Annotated in this window: 19 protein-coding genes; 10 read left to right on the top strand and 9 right to left on the bottom strand. The window is 71.5% G+C overall.

Annotated elements, in window-relative coordinates; translation table 11 throughout:
• Positions 1–51: 51 nt before the first annotated feature.
• Both OHQ87_RS17740 and cofC read right to left on the bottom strand, forming a co-directional pair.
• Positions 52–249, bottom strand: a complete 198-nt coding sequence (locus OHQ87_RS17740) for a cold-shock protein (protein ID WP_328339230.1) — start codon at positions 247–249, stop codon at positions 52–54.
• Between the two features lie 83 nt (positions 250–332).
• Complete coding sequence (gene cofC, locus OHQ87_RS17735; RefSeq protein WP_328339228.1) at positions 333–998, bottom strand: 2-phospho-L-lactate guanylyltransferase; 666 nt, start codon at positions 996–998, stop codon at positions 333–335.
• Positions 999–1,123: 125 nt separating this feature from the next.
• Between cofC and OHQ87_RS17730 the strand changes: the two genes are divergently transcribed.
• The 5 genes from OHQ87_RS17730 to OHQ87_RS17710 all read left to right on the top strand — a co-directional run bounded on the left by OHQ87_RS17730 (position 1,124) and on the right by OHQ87_RS17710 (position 6,087).
• Positions 1,124–1,849, top strand: a complete 726-nt coding sequence (locus OHQ87_RS17730; RefSeq protein WP_328339226.1) for a lysophospholipid acyltransferase family protein — start codon at positions 1,124–1,126, stop codon at positions 1,847–1,849.
• Between the two features lie 37 nt (positions 1,850–1,886).
• Positions 1,887–2,894 carry an NAD(P)H-dependent glycerol-3-phosphate dehydrogenase gene (locus OHQ87_RS17725; protein ID WP_328339224.1) on the top strand — a complete coding sequence of 336 codons (1,008 nt, stop codon included), beginning with the start codon at positions 1,887–1,889 and terminating at the stop codon, positions 2,892–2,894.
• Positions 2,891–4,042, top strand: coding sequence for a cystathionine gamma-lyase (locus tag OHQ87_RS17720; RefSeq protein ID WP_328339222.1), 1,152 nt, complete (start codon positions 2,891–2,893; stop codon positions 4,040–4,042). The genes OHQ87_RS17725 and OHQ87_RS17720 overlap by 4 nt, the downstream gene beginning before the upstream one ends.
• Positions 4,043–4,201: 159 nt before the next feature.
• Entirely contained in the window at positions 4,202–5,017 is an 816-nt protein-coding gene (locus OHQ87_RS17715; protein WP_328339220.1) for a putative protein N(5)-glutamine methyltransferase, read from the top strand.
• Between the two features lie 29 nt (positions 5,018–5,046).
• Positions 5,047–6,087 (top strand): ROK family protein, encoded by a 1,041-nt coding sequence (locus tag OHQ87_RS17710; RefSeq protein WP_328339218.1) that lies wholly within the window; start codon positions 5,047–5,049, stop codon positions 6,085–6,087.
• Between the two features lie 86 nt (positions 6,088–6,173).
• Here OHQ87_RS17710 and OHQ87_RS17705 read toward each other — a convergent pair whose 3' ends face one another.
• The gene (locus OHQ87_RS17705; protein WP_328339216.1) at positions 6,174–6,374 is read right to left on the bottom strand and encodes a DUF397 domain-containing protein; all 201 of its coding nucleotides are present in this window, start codon (positions 6,372–6,374) and stop codon (positions 6,174–6,176) included.
• Between the two features lie 7 nt (positions 6,375–6,381).
• Positions 6,382–7,227 carry a helix-turn-helix domain-containing protein gene (locus tag OHQ87_RS17700; RefSeq protein WP_328339214.1) on the bottom strand — a complete coding sequence of 282 codons (846 nt, stop codon included), beginning with the start codon at positions 7,225–7,227 and terminating at the stop codon, positions 6,382–6,384.
• A 253-nt stretch (positions 7,228–7,480) separates the two neighbouring features.
• Between OHQ87_RS17700 and OHQ87_RS17695 the strand changes: the two genes are divergently transcribed.
• Positions 7,481–7,714 carry a hypothetical protein gene (locus OHQ87_RS17695; protein ID WP_328348898.1) on the top strand — a complete coding sequence of 78 codons (234 nt, stop codon included), beginning with the start codon at positions 7,481–7,483 and terminating at the stop codon, positions 7,712–7,714.
• Positions 7,715–7,864: 150 nt separating this feature from the next.
• Entirely contained in the window at positions 7,865–8,965 is a 1,101-nt protein-coding gene (locus OHQ87_RS17690) for a D-alanine--D-alanine ligase family protein (RefSeq protein WP_328339213.1), read from the top strand.
• A gap of 257 nt (positions 8,966–9,222) precedes the next feature.
• On the opposite strand, the gene OHQ87_RS31410 is transcribed toward OHQ87_RS17690, so the two are convergent.
• Entirely contained in the window at positions 9,223–9,864 is a 642-nt protein-coding gene (locus OHQ87_RS31410) for an RICIN domain-containing protein (RefSeq protein WP_442930493.1), read from the bottom strand.
• Positions 9,865–10,188: 324 nt separating this feature from the next.
• Here OHQ87_RS31410 and OHQ87_RS17685 point away from each other — a divergent pair, with 324 nt between their 5' ends.
• Positions 10,189–11,190: a trypsin-like serine peptidase gene (locus OHQ87_RS17685; RefSeq protein ID WP_328339212.1), complete on the top strand. Its 1,002-nt coding sequence runs from the start codon at positions 10,189–10,191 to the stop codon at positions 11,188–11,190.
• Between the two features lie 106 nt (positions 11,191–11,296).
• Here OHQ87_RS17685 and OHQ87_RS17680 read toward each other — a convergent pair whose 3' ends face one another.
• Positions 11,297–11,563 carry a hypothetical protein gene (locus OHQ87_RS17680; RefSeq protein ID WP_328339211.1) on the bottom strand — a complete coding sequence of 89 codons (267 nt, stop codon included), beginning with the start codon at positions 11,561–11,563 and terminating at the stop codon, positions 11,297–11,299.
• A gap of 704 nt (positions 11,564–12,267) precedes the next feature.
• Between OHQ87_RS17680 and OHQ87_RS17675 the strand changes: the two genes are divergently transcribed.
• A complete protein-coding gene (locus OHQ87_RS17675; RefSeq protein ID WP_328339210.1) occupies positions 12,268–12,945 on the top strand; it encodes a DUF5753 domain-containing protein in 678 nt (225 codons plus the stop codon).
• Positions 12,938–13,126: a DUF397 domain-containing protein gene (locus OHQ87_RS17670; protein ID WP_328339209.1), complete on the top strand. Its 189-nt coding sequence runs from the start codon at positions 12,938–12,940 to the stop codon at positions 13,124–13,126. The genes OHQ87_RS17675 and OHQ87_RS17670 overlap by 8 nt, the downstream gene beginning before the upstream one ends.
• Here OHQ87_RS17670 and OHQ87_RS17665 read toward each other — a convergent pair.
• From OHQ87_RS17665 to OHQ87_RS17655, 3 genes are all read right to left on the bottom strand, one after another.
• Positions 13,120–14,076, bottom strand: coding sequence for an RNA polymerase sigma-70 factor (locus OHQ87_RS17665; protein ID WP_328339207.1), 957 nt, complete (start codon positions 14,074–14,076; stop codon positions 13,120–13,122). The two genes, OHQ87_RS17670 and OHQ87_RS17665, sit on opposite strands and share 7 nt — an antisense overlap.
• 95 nt (positions 14,077–14,171) lie before the next feature.
• Positions 14,172–14,645, bottom strand: coding sequence for a carboxymuconolactone decarboxylase family protein (locus OHQ87_RS17660; protein WP_328339205.1), 474 nt, complete (start codon positions 14,643–14,645; stop codon positions 14,172–14,174).
• Between the two features lie 115 nt (positions 14,646–14,760).
• Positions 14,761–15,354, bottom strand: a complete 594-nt coding sequence (locus OHQ87_RS17655) for a TetR/AcrR family transcriptional regulator (RefSeq protein WP_442930491.1) — start codon at positions 15,352–15,354, stop codon at positions 14,761–14,763.
• Positions 15,355–15,385 lie beyond the last annotated feature (31 nt).

The following is a 15,385-nucleotide window of genomic DNA, read 5'->3' as shown; positions in this document are numbered from 1 at the left end:
CTCATAATCACCCGATTCCGGTTAACGCAAAATGAACTTGGCCCGGGTTGTTCAGGCCATGGTCGGCAACGTCACCCTCACGACCCCGCCGTCCGGATCCGTTTCCACCTTGAGCCGCTGGCCGAGGCGGAGCAGGCGCAGCCCGGAGGCGTCGAACGCGCGGGCCGGGAAGGCCAGCTCGGTGCCGTCGTCGAGGAGCAGCACGCCGGTGCGGGTCTGCGCGTCGAAGGTCGCCACGGTGCCCTGCATGCCAGCACCGTACACCTGTGGTTCCGCCGGGGTGGCCGCTCGGTCCGGGCCCGCCGGCGGTTCAGTCGGGGCCGCCGGGCGGTTCAGTCGGGCCGGGCGGGGCCCGCCGGGACGACGCCGGTCAGCGCGCCGGTGGCCGGGCCGAGGCCGAGCCGGGCCGCGTCGACCAGGTCGGCGGCGGTGTCCACGTCGCGCCGCAGGCTCGGCCAGGAGCCGACCAGCGGCACCGCCCCGGAGCCCAGGTGGGCCGCGGCGGAGTCGACCCCGAACCGGGGGTCCAGCGGCACCCCGGGCGGCGCGGCGAGCAGCGCGGTGCCGGTGCCGGGGGCGTCGGCCACGAACCGGCGTACCCCCGGTGGGCCGGTGACGACCGCGTGCAGTGCGGCGGCCAGCTCGGTCGGGCGCAGCGCCGGCAGGTCGGCGGTGAGGGCGGCCACCCAGGTCCGTTCGTCACCGTCGGCGACCGCCGTGTCGACGCCGAGCCGCAGGGCCGCGTTCAACCCGGCGTCCGGCCGCTCCGGCACCACCCGGGCGCCCGCCGCGCCGGTGGTCGCCGCCACCCGCGGATCCGCGGTGACCACGAGCACCTCGGCCACCGCCGGGCAGGCCAGCGCCGCACCGACCGTGTCGGCCACCAGGGCCAACGCCAGCTCCTCATGCGGTACGACCGGCAGCGCCCCCCGCAGCCGGCTCTTCGCCGCCCGGAGCCGCTTCACCGGCACCACCACCACCCACCTCGCCTGGCCCACGTCGACAATCCTGCCAGCGCCGACGGCGGTACCCTCACTGGCCGTACCCGGGACGAGCAGGCATGATTTCGCTGCGGGCGCGCGACGGTGGGGTGTGGCACGCGGACGGGGCGAGGGGAGGCACGGTGACACGGCGCAGGCTCGGTTTCTGGCGACGGTTCGCGGTGGCGCTGGTCAAGCCCGTGATGCTGGTCTGGACCCGGCGCACCTGGCACGGGGCCGAGCGGCTGGGCACCGACGGCGGCGTCATCATCGTCCCCAACCACCTGTCGCATGCCGACCCGCTGGTCTGCGCGCACTTCGTCTACGACGCCGGCCGGTGGCCGCAGTTCCTCGGCAAGGCGAGCGTGTTCCGGGTCCCGGTGGTCGGTTACATCCTGCACCGGTGCCGGCAGATCCCGGTGGAACGGGAGACCTCCACCGCCGTCAGGTCGCTGGACCGGCTGGTCGCCGCGCTGGACGCGGGCGGCGCGGTGGTCGTCTATCCGGAGGGCACCATCACCCGCGAGCCGCAGCTGTGGCCGATGAAGGGCAAGACCGGGGCGGCCCGGCTGGCGCTGGCCACCGGCGCGCCGGTTGTCCCGGTGGCGATGTGGGGGCCGGAACGGCTCTTCGACCCACGTACCGGCCGGGTGGGCCTGCGGCCCCGGACCCCGGTGACGGTGGTGGCCGGTCCGCCTGTCGACCTGAGCCGGTGGGCGGAGGCGACCCCCAGCCGGGTGGTGCTGGACGAGATGACCGACCAGATCATGGTGACCCTGCGTGACCTGCTCGCCGGTATCCGGGGTGGGACACCACCGCCGCTGTGGGAACGTACCGCCCGTCCGCACAATCCCGAGGTGACCGAATGAGCGAGTGGATCGACTGCGACGCAGGGACGGCAGGGGCATGAACGGTCACGTGGCGGTGCTGGGGGCGGGCTCCTGGGGGACGGCGTTCGCCAAGATCCTCGCCGACGCCGGTCGGGAGGTGACGATCCTGGCCCGGCGGGAGCAGGTCGCCGAGGCGATCCGTGCCCACCGGCGCAACCCCGACTACCTGCCGGAGCTGCGGCTGCCCGACCGGGTCACCGCGACCGGCGACCCGGCCAAGGCGATCTCCGGCGCGGAGCTGGTGGTGCTGTCGGTGCCGTCGCAGACGTTGCGCGGCAACCTCGCCGAGTGGGCCGGGCACCTCGCCCCGGACGCCACCCTGGTCTCCCTGATGAAGGGGATCGAGCTGGGCACCACCCGACGGATGAGCGAGGTGATCGTGGAGACCGCCCGGGTCACCCCGGACCGGGTGGTGGTGGTCTCCGGCCCCAACCTGGCCCCCGAGATCGCCGTCGAGCAGCCGGCCGCGACGGTGGTCGCCGGCACCGACGCCCGCCGCACCGAGCTGGTGCAGCAGTCGATCCGCACCCCGTACTTCCGGCCGTACACCAACGACGACGTGATCGGCTGCGAGCTGGGCGGGGCGGTCAAGAACGTGATCGCCCTGTCGTACGGGATCGCCACCGCGATGGGCTTCGGCGACAACACCCGGGCCATGCTGATGACCCGGGGGCTGGCCGAGACCGCCCGGCTGGGGGTGGCGCTCGGCGCCGACCCGATCACCTTCGCCGGCCTGGCCGGGATGGGTGACCTGGTGGCCTCCTGCTCGTCGCCGCTGGCCCGCAACCGCACCTTCGGCGAGCACCTGGGCCGGGGGGAGACCCTGGAACAGGCCCAGGCGGCCACCCGGCAGACCGCCGAGGGCGTGAAGAGCTGCCTGGCCATCCGGGACCTGGCCCGCGCGCACGGGGTGGAGATGCCGATCACCGAGCAGATCGAGCGGATCTGCCACGAGGGGATGGACCCGAGGCTGGCCGTGGAGACCCTGATGAGCCGTACCGCCAAGCCGGAGTCGTACGAGTGAGCGGCCGACCGGGGACCACGCCGCACTGGCACGACGGCACCCGGTGCGTGCACGCCGGGCTGCCCGCACCGGAGCCGGGGCAGCCGTTCCTGCCCGGCCCGGTGTTCGCCGCGCCGTACCACCTCGACCCCCGGCAGGGGCCGGCCGCGACCCCGAACGGCTACGGCCGCCCGGACAACCCGACCCGGCGGCTACTGGAGTCGGCCATCGGCGAGTTGGAGGGGGGCGACTGCCGGGCCTTCGCCTCCGGGCAGGCGGCCATCACCGGGGTGCTGCTGGCGGTGCTGCGCCCCGGCGACACCGTGCTGCTCCCCGCCGACGGCTACTTCCCGATCCGGGCGTTCGCGACCGCCACCCTGGCCGGGATGGGGGTACGGGTCGGCTTCGTGCCCACCGCCGGGCCGTACCCGTCGTTCGACGGGGTGCGGCTGGTGCTGCTGGAGACCCCGGCGAACCCGGGCCTGGACGTGGCCGACATCGCCGTACTGGCCGAGGCGGCACACGCGGCCGGCGCGCTGCTGGCGGTGGACAACACCACCGCCACCCCGCTCGGTCAGCGCCCGCTGGACCTCGGCGCGGACCTGGTGGTCGCCTCCGGCACCAAGGCGCTGACCGGCCACTCGGATCTGCTGCTCGGCTACGTCGCGTCCCGGTCGGCGGAGCTGCTGGAGACGGTCACCGGGTGGCGGACCACCACCGGCGCGGTGCCCGGGGCGTTCGACGCCTGGCTGGCGCACCGCTCGCTGGCCACCCTCGACCTGCGGCTGGCCCGGCAGAGCGCCAACGCGGCGGCGCTTGCCGAACTGCTCGCCGGTCGGGCCGACGTGACCGGGCTGCGTTGGCCGGGGCGGCCGGAGGACCCGGCTTACCCGGTGGCGTCGCGGCAGTTGCGGCGGATGCCCGGGGTGCTCTCGTTCGACCTCGGCGACGCCGACCGGGTGGCCCGGTTCGTCGCCGCGTCCCGGCTGGTCGCCGCCGCCACCTCGTTCGGCGGCGTGCACACCAGCGCCGACCGGCGGGCGCAGTGGGGCGACGACACCGCCCCCGGCTTCGTACGGCTCTCCTGCGGGGTGGAGGACACCGTCGACCTGGTCGCCGACGTGGCCGCGGCACTGGACAGCGCGGGGGCGGCCGGTCCGCTATCGTGATGCCGGCCCGCACGGGCCCCGACCCGAGGAGGTGAGTCCGATCCGTCAGACATCAGGACCGGCGCTCCCCGTCGAGTCCCCGTCGCTGCGGTAACGGAGTCCCCGTCGCCGTGACAGCGACGGTGGGAGCGTCGACGTGCGTTCCCGAAAGGCAGCACCATGGCATCCGATCCGTTCCACCACGACCACACCGCTCTCGTCGCCCGGCTGCGTGCCGCCGGCTGTGTCTACGCCGAGGACGAGGCCGCGCTGATCAGCGCCGCCGCCGGCTCGCCGCGGGAGCTGGCCGCTCTCACCGACCGCCGGATCGCCGGCGAACCGTTGGAACACCTGCTCGGCTGGGCCGAGTTCTGCGGCCGACGGATCGCCGTCGACCCGGGGGTGTTCGTACCCCGGGCGCGCACCGGGCTGCTGGTGGAGGCCGCCGCGTCGGTCGCCGGGCCGGCGCCGGCGCTTGTCGACCTCTGCTGCGGGTCGGGCGCGATAAGCGTCGCGTTGGCCGACCGGCTCGCCCCGCGCTGGCTCGCCGCCGTCGACGTGGACCCGGCTGCCGTCGCCTGCGCCCGCCGCAACCTGGCCGGCCGGGACGCCACAGTGCTGCAGGGCGACCTGTACGACCCGCTGCCGCCCGACTGGCGGGGCCGGCTGGACGTGGTGGTGGCGAACGCCCCGTACGTGCCCACCCCGGCGGTGGCGCTGATGCCGGCGGAGGCCCGGCTGCACGAGGCGCCGGTGGCGCTGGACGGTGGTGCCGACGGGCTGGCCGTGCTGCGTCGGGTGGCCGCCGGGGCGGTCGACTGGCTGCGGCCCGGCGGTCACCTGGTGGTGGAGGTCAGCACCGGGCAGATCGAGGCGCTGTGTGCGGCGATGACCGGGCTGGGCCTGGTGCCGACGGTGCTGTACGCCGAGGAGTGGGACGCCACAGGCGTCCTCGCCCGCCGTCCGGGCGTGACGGGCGGCGGGAACGGGAACTAACCTCGCATCAGGCGTGGCGGAGGTGGCGGATGGGTGGCGCGGACGTACCGGTGGTGGTCGGCCTCGACAACGGTGGCACCAGCAACAACGCCACCGTGCTCAGCCTGGACGACCGGTTCCTGGTGGACGGGCTGGTGGAGATCCCCAGCGAGGTGACCGCAGGGCCGCAGGCGGCGATCGAGGCGCTGGCCCGCGCCTTCGACGGGGTGCTGACCCACACCGGCGTGCGCCGTGAGCTGGTCCGGGCGGTGGGGTTGGACACCCCCGGCCCGGCCAGCGCCACCGGCGTCATCTCGTCCCGGGGTTCGACGAACTTCGCCCAGCCGGCCTGGCACGGCTTCGACGTGCGGGGCGCGCTGGAGCGGCGGCTCGGCCTCCCGGTGGTCTACCACAACGACGGCAACGCCGCCGCGCTCTACGCCCACCACGTCCACTTCGGAGCGGATGCGGTCACCCGGTCCTCGGTGGCGGCGATCGTCGGCACCGGGCTCGGCGGCGGGGTGGTGGTCGACGGCCGAGTGGTCACCGGGGCGGCCGGGATGGCCGGCGAGTTCGGCCACGTGCACATCCCGTTGGGCGGGCTGCTCGCCCCCGGCCAGCCGGAACCGCGGTGCGCCTGCGGTTTCGTCGGGGACGCGGAGAGCGTCGCCTCGTTGACCGCGATCGGGCGCAACCTGCTGCCGTACTGGCTGTCCCGGTATCCCGGGCACCCACTGGCCCAGGAGCCGCCCGCGCGGGCCGCCAAGCTGCTCCGGGGGTACGCCGAGCAGGGTGACCCGCTGGCCCGGGAGGTCTTCGCCCAGCAGGCGGCGGCGCTCGGCCGGTTGTTCACCATCGCGGCGAACTTCACCGACCCGCACGCGTACTTCGTCGGTGGTGGGGTGGTGGAGGCGACGCCGGAGTTCCGGGACTGGTTCCTCGACACCGTCCGCGCGCACACCGTGCTCCGGGCGGAGCAGGCCGCGCTGGCCACCTTCGCCCTGGTCCCGGACCGGGACATGGCCGGGGCACGCGGGGCCGCCATCGCCGCCGCCGAATCGGTACGCCCCGACGCCACCCGGGGTGACTGACCCGCCCGGCTGGCCCACTGACCCGACCCGCTGGCCGGACGCGCCCGCCCCCGCAGCGCGTCGGTGCACTGCGGGGGCGGGCGGGGTCAGCGGCGCGGCGGGGCGGCGGCGAAGGCGGCCCAGGCGGCGGGTGGGAAGAGCAGCACCGGGCCGGTCGGGTCCTTGGAGTCGCGGATCGCGACCCGGCCCGGCAGCGGGGCCAGCTCGACGCAGGCCCCCTCGTCCCCGCTGCGGCTGCTCTTTCGCCAGGCGGTCCTGGACAGGGCCGCGCTGATCGTCGGTGTCATCGGTCTCCTACCGTCCCTTCACCAGTTGCAGAAGCAGGTCGCGGCTGTCCGCCGGGCTGAGCGCCACGGTCCGCAGGTGTTCCATGATCTTGGTGCAGGTACGCAGGTCGCCCGGCCGGTCCAGGACCATCTGACCGGCGACGGTCTCCACCGAGGCGATCAGCGGGTCCTCCGGGTCGGCGAACTCCAGGATGTGCAGCGAGCCCCGGGTGCCCCGGTGGTAGCCGGCGGAGAGCGGGATCACCTGGACGGTGATGTTCGGCAGCTCCGACGTCTTGAGCAGGTGGCTGAGCTGCGCCCCCATCACCGTGTGGTCACCCACCGGGCGCAGCAGCGCGCCCTCGTCGATGATCGCGTCGAAGATCGGTGGTTCGGCGGCGGTGATCCGTTGTTGCCGGTCCAGGCGGAGCTTGACCCGCTGCTCGACCTGCTCGTCGGTGAGGGTGTGCGGGCCGCCCCGCATCACGCCCCGGATGTAGTCGGCGGTCTGGAGGAGCCCCGGCACGATCGACGGTTCGAAGTTGGCGATGCCGGTGGCCTCGGCCTCCAGGGCGATGAAGTCGATCGTGCGTTTGTCCAACAGGTGTGAGTAGGGCACCCACCAGCCGGGCTTGCGGGTGTCCTTGGCGAGCTGGACCGCCGCGGCGATCTCCTCGGGCCGTACCCCGTAGAGGCTGAGCAGCGCGCGGACGGTGGCCGGGTTGACCAGGGTCTGCGCGTTCTCGTAGCGGCTGAGCGTGCTGCGGGTGCTGTTGATCTCGTCGGCGGCGGCCTCCAGGGTGAGGCCGGCGGCTTCCCGGTGGGTGCGCAGGGCGATGCCCAGGCGGCGAGCCCGAGCGGTCTTCGGTGCCATACGTTGATGGTGACACACGTCGATGGGAATCAGTGCATGAGAGAAGGTCGATGAGAGTTGCATTCATGCATGTCCACATGGCACTCTGTGACTACGTCCTCACCAACGGTTGTCGTGGCGACGGCGATGGTGAGTGACCGGAGGGGATGAGGCGCGTGGCGATCGGGTTTACTCCCCCGTTCCCGATCGTCACGCGCCGCCGCCGCCATCCGTCTGGAAGGGACTTCGGACTGTGAGAGGCCTGATGACGGCGATGACCCGGTTCCTGGTGGTGCTCAGTGACGTCCGGCCCATGGAGACGGAGGGACGCGACGAGCGGTCCTGTCCCGAGCGGCGCCGCCAGGTGGTGGGCGCCAACAGCAGGGAGGCTGCCGACCGGATCGCCGGGGCGTTCATGGCGCTGGGCATGGTCCGGGCCGGGCGACAGCGGGTGAAGGTGATCGCCGTCGGTCGGCGACGCCGCGTCCTGCCGCCCGGACGGGGCTGACCGTCACGTACCGTATCGGGGTGGATGACCGTTTGCGAGGGTGACTCGCGTCCTGCCGGGTATCCCCATCGGCGCGTCGCCACCCACAGTAAGGTCAGTCGGGTGAGCGCAGCTGACGGCTCCGCAGTCGCGTATCGAGAGGTGACCCGAGTGACCACCCCAGGCAAGACCCGCGTGGCGATCGTCTTCGGCGGACGCAGCCCCGAGCACGGCATCTCCTGCGTCAGCGCCGGCAGCGTGCTCGGCGCGCTGGACCCCGACGAGTACGACGTGGTGCCGGTCGGCATCACCCGGCAGGGCCGGTGGGTGCTGACCAGCGGGGAACCGGGCGAGTTGGCGATCCGGGCGCGCAAGCTCCCGGAGGTCACCGCCGGGGCCGGCGTCGAGGTGGTGCTCCGGGCCGACCCGACCGCCGGTGGCCTGCTGGTGCTCGACCCGACCGAGGGCCCCCGGGCGCTCGCCGACGTCGACGTGGTCTTCCCGGTGCTGCACGGCGCGTACGGCGAGGACGGCACCATCCAGGGCATGCTGGAGATGGCCGACATCCCCTACGTCGGCGCGAACGTCTTCGCCTCCGCCGCCGCGATGGACAAGGAGTTCACCAAGAAGCTCTGCGCCGTCGAGGGCATCCCGGTCGGGGCGTACGCGGTGCTGCGCAACGGGGTGACCCTGAGCGAGGCCGACAAGCAGCGGCTGGGGCTGCCGGTCTTCGTCAAGCCGTCCCGGGCCGGCTCGTCGTTCGGCATCACCCGGGTCGACGACTGGGCACAGCTGGACGCCGCCGTCGCCACCGCCCGTGAGATCGACACCAAGGTGCTGGTCGAGGCCGCGATCGTCGGCCGGGAGATCGAGTGCGGTGTGCTGGAGGGTGAGGCCGGCGGGGCGCCCGAGGCGTCAGTGCTGGCCGAGGTCCGGATGGTCGGCGACCGCGAGTGGTACGACTTCGAGGCCAAGTACCTCTTCGCCGACGAGGTCTGCGAGTACGACGTCCCCGCCGGCCTGCCCGACCGGGTCACCCGCCAGGTCCAGGAGTACGCCACCCGCGCGTTCACCGCGCTGGACTGCGCCGGCCTGGCCCGGGTCGACTTCTTCGTCACCCCCGACCTGGACGTCTACCTCAACGAGATCAACACGATGCCCGGGTTCACCCCGACGTCGATGTTCCCCCGGATGTGGGCGGCCAGCGGCCTGGAGTACCCGAAGCTTGTCAACCGGCTGATCCGGACGGCCCTCGGCTCCGGTTCGCGCTGACCTCCGCGCCGGCGGTGGCCGGCCCTTCCGCAGACCGGCGTCCGGGCGTGGTCCCGACGCCGGTTCCGCCGATGTGGCGGTATCCCCGCACCTCGGATACCGCCACATCGGCGGAACGTCGCCTTGTCGGCGGCCGGACAGCTGGCCCGACTAGTGGGCAAGGGAACGCCGCAGGGGCAGCTCCACGTCGTCCAGGTCCAGGGCCGGCCCGCGACCGGCCCGCCTGGCCCGACACCGCGAACGTCATGGTCATGGCACTAGTTGACAACCCACTTCGCGTAATCGCCCGCCCCACTCGGAGGCGGGGATGGAGACGAAGAGGGAGACGGAGACGGAGACGACGAGGGGGAGGGGGGCGGGCTTCCACCCTCATTCAGGCACGACATCAGGACGACGATCGTCCCAGGCGTCGGGCTGTTCCCGTAGATGGAGAGACACCAGCCGCCTGACAGGCCGCTCAGCAATCTGCCGCCATTGGTGAGAGTCCACTGCTGGTTGGGGTTAGTGGAACCGCAGGTCCAGTCGAGCACGGAAGTTCCGTTGGCGGTCACGCCATTCAGGACATCGACACATCGTTGCGGATCGGCTTGGGAGGAAAGAGTGCCAGCGTTCCCAGCGCTGAAAGCCCAGCTCATAGGCTTCCCGCCTTGGGTGCATGGCATGACGACCAGCGGCGCCCCATCGATCGTGTTGCCGTTGTAGAGCGTGAGACACAATCCGGAGTCTGGATTCTTGAGCTGGTAGTAGTTGGCGTTGACACCCGCTTTCGTGTCATTCCGACCGGGAGCTTCCAGTTGCGCCGTCGCGCCGGCGGCCGGCCATACCAGAAGACTCAGCGCGAGAAGGGCGGCCCCGAATCCTGCCGTGAGGGCACGGCGATCACGATGGAGATGAATCATACGGTGATCCATTCGTAGACGTGAATACTCTTCGTTAGTATCCGGACGCGGGCGGGAGATTGCAATACCCGTTCGGCCATTGCATCGATCACTGCTCCTCCTCCTGGTCGCCTGGCGATCTTTCCAGGCGGGGCCCGACCACGGGTGGGTCGAGTTGGGTCGGGGCCCGCAGCGGCATTTCCCATTGGTGGGAAAAGTGGCGTCGGTGATGGCGGTCGCGGCCGGGTGGCACGGATTCCTGACAATGTCCGGCGTTGTGATCAATAGAATCAATTCAATATGCTGCCGGAGCTTGGATGGTGTGAGGGGCATTAGGAGGTCCTCTTGAAATCCGCTCTGCGTTGGACTGTGAGTGCCGGTGCGGCATTTACCCTGATCCTGACCGGTGCGCCGGCAGCCGAGGCGAATTCGACAACTGTCGCCCAGAAAGGAAACATCACCGCGATTGCCCGTACCCTGGACGGCCGGGCCATCACCAACGAGAAAATCGCCAAGGAGGTCGCCGACTTCTGGACCCCGGCGCGCATGGCGTCCGCCGTCGACCTGGACTTCCCGAAGTCGGCGTCCGCCACCCAGTCGACCGGCCGCGCGCCGAGGCCGACCGGGCCTGCCGGTTCGGTCGCGCCGGTGACGCCGCGCATCGCCGGCGGCCCCAGCACGCTGCTGAACGAGGCGGTGACCGTGGGCAAGGTCTACTTCACCGTCCCCGGCGGCGGCACCGCCTCCTGCTCGGCCAGCACTGTCGCCAGCGCCAAGCGGCGGCTGGTGGTGACCGCCGGCCACTGCGTCCACCAGGGCGCCGGCGGTGGGTGGTACACCAACTGGCAGTTCGTCCCCCGGTACCGCAACGGCGTCCGGCCGTTCGGCACCTTCGTGGCGTACACCCTCTCCACCCGTGGCGCGTGGGCCAGCTCGTCGAGCTACGCCGAGGACATGGGCATCGCGGTGATGTCCAACGGCGGCATCTACAACGCCAAGGTCGTCGACACCGTCGGCGGCAACGGCCTGCGCTGGAACTGGGGCTACAGCGTCGCTGTCACCGCCCTCGGCTACCCGTCCAACCTCGGCGGCGGTGAGAGCCAGCAATACTGCCAGGGCACGACCTGGGACGCGGGCGGCCAGCAGATCCGGATGAGCTGCAACATGACCTACGGTTCCAGCGGCGGACCCTGGTTGCAGGAATACAACGACTCGATCGGTGCCGGATACATCAACAGCACCGTCAGCCACGGCGACAATCCGGGTAACGGGCAATTCGACGGCCCGTACTACGACGACGACATCAAGAGCCTGTACGACTACGCGGAAGCCGGCTCTCCCGCGTAATTCCCTCCCCCGACAGTGCCCTGGCCGCCGGCCAGGGCACTGTCGTGCCTTCCCGTCGTGGAAATGCGCGCCGGGTGTCGGGAAATTGTCAGGACCCGCGCCGGATCTAGCTGGGCGTCGTGCGCAGGGGAGGTCGCTGGGTGGCGCGCTGCGGGGGTGGCTGCCCATGGGCAGCCGGCCGCACCCCGGCGCGCTGCACGAAGATGCTCCGCCGGACCGCCGCCCGGTCCCGGGCGTCGAGCTGATAGACATCCAGCCAGACCCACCCGTCGTACGTCGGCCGGTCGTCGATCCGGATCAGCCGGCACCGGATCGGGCGGATGAACTGCACACTGGCGGCCCTGGTGATCAGCAGCAGGTCGCCGGGCTTCACGGCGTACCCCTGTCAGTCTGCGCATGTCGGTTGGTCTGCGCGGGCCGGTCGGTCGACCCGCCCTGTTCACCGGTGGCGGGCTCGCGGGGTTGCCGGTCGGGGCGGTCGCGCCAGGCGCGGACGGTGTCGGCGACTGCGGTGAGGCGGCGGCAGGAGCCGTCGGGGCGGCAGCGGGGGGCAGGCGTTGCAGTGGTGGAAGTCGACCACGTAGCCGGCCATCAGGACGCGGAACGGCGGCCCGGGTCGTCCCTCAAACATGGCGGGTGCCCCGCTCGACGCCCGTTCCTGTCCGGCGCACCGCTGGGCAGGTTGGCATGTGCAGCCTCATCGGCGGTGCCCCCTGACCGCGTTCCGTGCCCGCCACTACGCGGCGGAGGTCAGCAACGGAAGGTCCCGCGCGAAGATCACCGTAGGGCTGTTCCACGCCGGTCGGCCCGCCCCGCATCCCTCCCGGTGTGCCCGATGGTGTCGGCCTTCTGCGGGGCACTCGACCGACCGACCACATCGACCGGATGATCCGGGCGCTGGAACCAATTCCATCGGGGCACAGTGCCACCTCCATTGATCGTCGACAGGCCGCCCTGTCCGCCACGATGAGTCCGAAACGGATCGAGGTGCAACGTCTCATCGAGAAATTCAGCGAAAGATGTTGACGATGCCTCATCGGGCCCGCCATCTGTTTCAGATGAGACAGGTGACGCACGGTGTTGAGACGGGAAGCGGAACGTGAGCGACGGATCTTCGGTCCCCCGCAGGCAGCTCGGCCGGTTGCTGGAGAGGTCATCCCTGCATGGTTCGAGTTGTACGTGGGGCTGGAAGCGGCAGCACGCCAGATCCGCCACTACGAGACGATGTTGATCCCGGGCCTGCTGCAATCTCCGGAGTACATGGCGGCGGTGTTCGAGAGCAAGCCTGGGCGTGCCGCACAGGAAGTGGCGCGGAAGGTGTCCCTTCGGCTGGAGCGGCAGCGTCTGCTGTCTCGACGCCGCCCGGTCGCTCCGACCTTCGAGGCCATCATCGACGAGGCGGTCATCCGCCGACCCATCGCCGATGTGGAGGCGTGGCGCAGGCAACTTGCGCATACCGTGAACGCCGCTCAAGCGCCCAACGTGTCGGTCCGCATCGTTCCGCAGTCGGCTGGTCCGCACATGGTCTTTGTCGCGAGCGCCTTCATTTTTCTGGATTCTCCGGCCCTCGGCACCCGCCCTGCCGAACCCTCCACTATCTACAGCGCGTCGCTCACCGGCAGTCTCTACCTGGACGGCCCGAACGAGCTGGAAACCTACTCCGAAGCCTGGCAGGCGCTCTCGGCGCTTGCCCTCGACGAGCGTGAGTCCGAGGATCTCATCGGACGTGTGATCAAGGAGACCTACGATGAATGAGCTGGCAAGTTCTCGCTGGCGCAAGAGCACACGCAGTGCCGAGGGCGCGTGTGTGGAGTTCGCCGACAGTCTGGCTGTCGGGGTGGGAGTGCGGGACAGTAAGGATGTTGCCGGGCCGGTACTGGTGTTCTCCGCCCAGTCCTGGCGGAGCTTCCTCGCCACCATCCGCCAGCCTCACTGACCGGCCCTTTGAGGCGTCGCACCCTCTGAGTTCCGGTGTCGACGGGCCTGTTTCGCCTGACGACTGATGGCCCAGGCGTCGGCGACCGGCCCGATGTGGCGGAGCTTGTCGGGATTGATGACCGCCCGGATGGTCTGCACCTGTCCGTCGTGCACATCGAGGGCGAGGACCTGGAGCACCCTGCCATCCGGGTCGCGGAAGATCACGCCGGGCTGGCCGTTGATCTCGTGCGGCGCGAACGACACGTCGATCCGGGTCAGCCAGGGCAGGACCGTGCCCAGCACCCGGGCCACGTTCTCTGCGCCCGTCACGGCCCTGGCCAGCTGCGGGGCCTTGCCGCCGCCGTCGCCGACCAGCTGCACCTCGGCGGCCAGCAGCTCGCGCAGTTCGTCGACGTTGCCGTCGGTCAGCGCGTCGAAGAACCGGGTCGCCAGCCTCTGCCGTTCCTGGCGGTCCGCCTCGAAGCGCGGCTGCCCGGCCGCCATGTGCCGGCGTGCCCGTACCAGCAGTTGCCGGCATGCCGGCTCCGATCGGCCGACCGCGCCGGCGATCTCGTCGAACCCGAAGGCGAACACGTCCCGCAGCACGAACACCACCCGCTCCAACGGGCTGAGCCGCTCCAGCAGCAGCAACGCCGCCATCGACACCGAGTCGGCCAGCTCCACCGACCGTGCCGGGTCCTGGTACGGGTCGTGCAGCAGCGGCTCGGGAAACCACGGGCCCACGTACTCCTCCCGCCGCCTCCGCGCGGAGCGCAACACATCGATCGAGAGTCGGGTCACCGTGGTCGACAGGAAAGCCCTGGTCGACGTGGGCCGGGTCGCTGAGCCGTCAAAGCGCAGCCAGGTTTCCTGCACCGTGTCCTCGGCCTCACCCACACTTCCCAGGATCCGATAGGCGATCGAGAACAGCAGCGGTCGCAGTTCCTCGAACTCCTCGACCTTGGTCACGCGGAACCCCTCCCACCCACTCGTGTGCACCTGCGCGGGCTCCGAGCCCGGTGGCCCGTAGTCGGGACACCGGGCCGGTGGCTGCTGTGGTGCGTTCAGTGGAACTGTCCGGGCTGGTAGGCGCCGGCCGGCTGCCGGGTGATGATGTTCATCCGGTTCGCCAGGTTCATGAACGAGACCAGGAACACCAGCGCGACCAGTTGCTCGTCGTCGTAGTGCTTGGCGGCGTCCGTCCACACCTCGTCGCTGACCCCGCCGGCCGCGTCCGCCACCCGGGTTCCCTCCTCCGCCAGTGCCAGCGCGGCCCGCTCGGCCTCGGTGAACACCGTGGCCTCCCGCCAGGCCGCGACCAGGTTCAGCCGCACCGACGTCTCGCCCGCCGCAGCGGCGTCCTTGGTGTGCATGTCGACGCAGACGGCGCAGCCGTTGATCTGGCTCACGCGCAGCGCCACCAACTCCTGGGTGGCGGTCGGCAGCGGTGACTCCTTCAACGCCTTGCCCGCCGACATCATGTGCTTGAGGGCCCTGCCGGCGGTCGGGGCGGCGAGGAAGTTCAGTCGGGCGTCCATGATGTGCTCCTCTGCGGTCGTTCATGGCTACACCCCCTGAGACGGGGCAGCCCACCGCCCAGTGACATGTCCGAACGTGACCCGCATCTCCCCGCTCGGCGGCTGACGTCGCCCGCTAACGGGGGCGGGACCCCCGCATGAACTGGTCGACGGCGGTCTGGGTGATCCCGTCGAGCAGCTCTGCTGCCACCAGGTTGCCGTTGACCAGGGTGGCGATGCCCTGCAACGTCGCGAACAGCACGATGCCGGCGCGGTCCGGGGGGCCGGGCTCCAGCAAGCCCTGGGCCTGCCCCTGGGCGATCAAATCGTCCATCAGCCCGAACGGCCCGGCGGCGGCGACGACGAGATGGTCGGCCCCCTGGCGGTGCTTGGCCGTGAACATCAGCTCCAGCAGCGCGGCGTCCTCGGTGGCGAACCGCAGGTAGGCGGCGGCCATGGCGTGCAGGCGCGGCCCGAAGTCGTCCCCGGCGGCGGCGAGCGCCGCACACAGTTCGGCGTGCAGCCGGGCGAAGCCGGCCTCGGCGAGGGCGTCGAGCAGCGCCTGCCGGTCGGGGAAGTGCCGGCGTGGCGCGGCGTGGCTGACGCCGACCTCCCGGGCCAGTTCACGCAGCGAGAGCTGGCCCGCGCCGTGTTGACGCAGGCTGCGCTCGGCCGCCGCGAGCAGCGTCGAGCGAAGGTTTCCATGGTGGTACGCGGGCACGACGGTCATCGTAGTCGACAAAAAGTCGTCGTTGCATACA

This window comes from Micromonospora sp. NBC_00421, assembly GCF_036017915.1.
Taxonomy (GTDB): domain Bacteria; phylum Actinomycetota; class Actinomycetes; order Mycobacteriales; family Micromonosporaceae; genus Micromonospora.
This window is presented reverse-complemented; position numbering and strand designations above follow the sequence as displayed.